Annotated in this window: 1 protein-coding gene; it reads right to left on the bottom strand. The window is 64.6% G+C overall.

Features of this window, described 5'->3' with window-relative positions; translation table 11 throughout:
* Positions 1–208 precede the first annotated feature (208 nt).
* Positions 209–1,450 carry an acyl-CoA dehydrogenase family protein gene (locus tag EN994_RS30920; RefSeq protein WP_127308122.1) on the bottom strand — a complete coding sequence of 414 codons (1,242 nt, stop codon included), beginning with the start codon at positions 1,448–1,450 and terminating at the stop codon, positions 209–211.
* Between the last annotated feature and the right edge of the window lie 52 nt (positions 1,451–1,502).

The following is a 1,502-nucleotide window of genomic DNA, read 5'->3' as shown; positions in this document are numbered from 1 at the left end:
ACCTTGATCAGCACCTGGCTGGGGCCCGGTGTCGGCACCGCGATGCTGCCCGGCTCGAGATAGGGCTCCATCGCCTCCAGCACACTGCCGCTCCGCGTCCTGGTGTAGCCATCGCCGACAAGCAGCAGCGCCTTCATTTCGGATGGGACGGTCATCGGAACACTCCTCGCTCGAGCCTCGAGTCGCGCCCGCATGACGATGCCGGCGCTCAAACCTTCTCCTGCGTGTATTTCCTCAACTCCGTCCGCGCCACCTGACGGCGATGCACGGCGTCCGGCCCGTCGGCAAGGCGCAAGGTCCGCAGATGCGTCCACGACCGCGCCAGCGGTGTGTCCTGGCTGATGCCTTGCGCGCCGAACATCTGCACCGCCTCGTCGGTGACCTTGAGCGCGACGCGCGGTGCGACCACCTTGATCTGGCTGATCCAGGGAGCAGCGGCCCGCGCATCGCCCTGGTCGATCATCCACGCCGCCTTGAGGCAGAGCAGCCGCGCCATCTCGATCTCCATGCGGCATTCGGCGATGATGTCGAAATTGGCGCCGAGCTTTGCCAGCTTCTGGCCGAAGGCCTCGCGGCGCACGGAACGCTGGCACAGCATCTCGAGCGCCATCTCGGCCTGTCCGATGGCGCGCATGCAGTGGTGGATGCGGCCGGGACCGAGCCGCCCTTGCGCGATCTCGAACCCCCTGCCCTCGCCGAGGATCAGGTTCGACGCCGGTACGCGCACATTGTCGAAGCGAAGATGCATGTGGCCATGCGGCGCGTCGTCATCGCCATAGACCTGCATGGCCCGCACCTTGGTCACGCCTTTGGTGTCTGATGGCACCAGGATCATCGAATGGCGGCGGTGCTGCGGCTCGTCATCGCCCCCGGTCCTGACCATGACGATGTAGATGGCGCAGCGCGGATCGCCGGCGCCCGAAGCCCACCATTTCTCGCCATTGAGCACATAGTCGCCGCCGTGGCGTTCACAACGCATGGCAATGTTGGTGGCATCGGATGAAGCGACATCCGGCTCGGTCATCAGATAGGCCGAGCGGATATTGCCGTCGAGCAGCGGTTCCAGCCATGCTTTCTTGTGGTCGGCCGAGCCGTATCGCTCCAGCACCTCCATGTTGCCGGTGTCGGGCGCCGAGCAGTTGAAGGTCTCGGCGCCGAGATGCGCCTTGCCCATCTCTTCGGCCAGATAGGCGTATTCGACAGTGGAAAGGCCATAGCCGCGTTCCGAGCCGGTCAGCCAGAAATTCCACAGGCCGCGCTCTCTTGCGGTCTTCTTCAGCCCTTCGAGGATCTCGCTCTGACGCGCACTGTAGACCCAGCGGCTGCCTGCCTTGCCCACTTCGCTGAGGAATTCATGGTCGAGCGGCATGATCTCGTCGCGCACCATGGCCGCGACGCGCGCGTGGATTGGCTTCAGCCGCTCGGTCATGCCGAGCTTCATCTCCGTCATCGGTCGCTAACCCTTCATACACGCCAGGCATTTTGTCAGTGGCAAGGATGAC

It is taken from the genome of Mesorhizobium sp. M7A.F.Ca.CA.002.09.1.1, from assembly GCF_003998555.1.
GTDB classification, from domain to species: Bacteria; Pseudomonadota; Alphaproteobacteria; order Rhizobiales; family Rhizobiaceae; genus Mesorhizobium; species Mesorhizobium ciceri.
This window is presented reverse-complemented; position numbering and strand designations above follow the sequence as displayed.

Excerpts from the sequence above, each read along its gene's own strand:
- EN994_RS30920 (WP_127308122.1), bottom strand. The coding sequence starts at position 1,450 with ATGACGGAGATGAAGCTCGGCATGACCGAGCGGCTGAAGCCAATCCAC.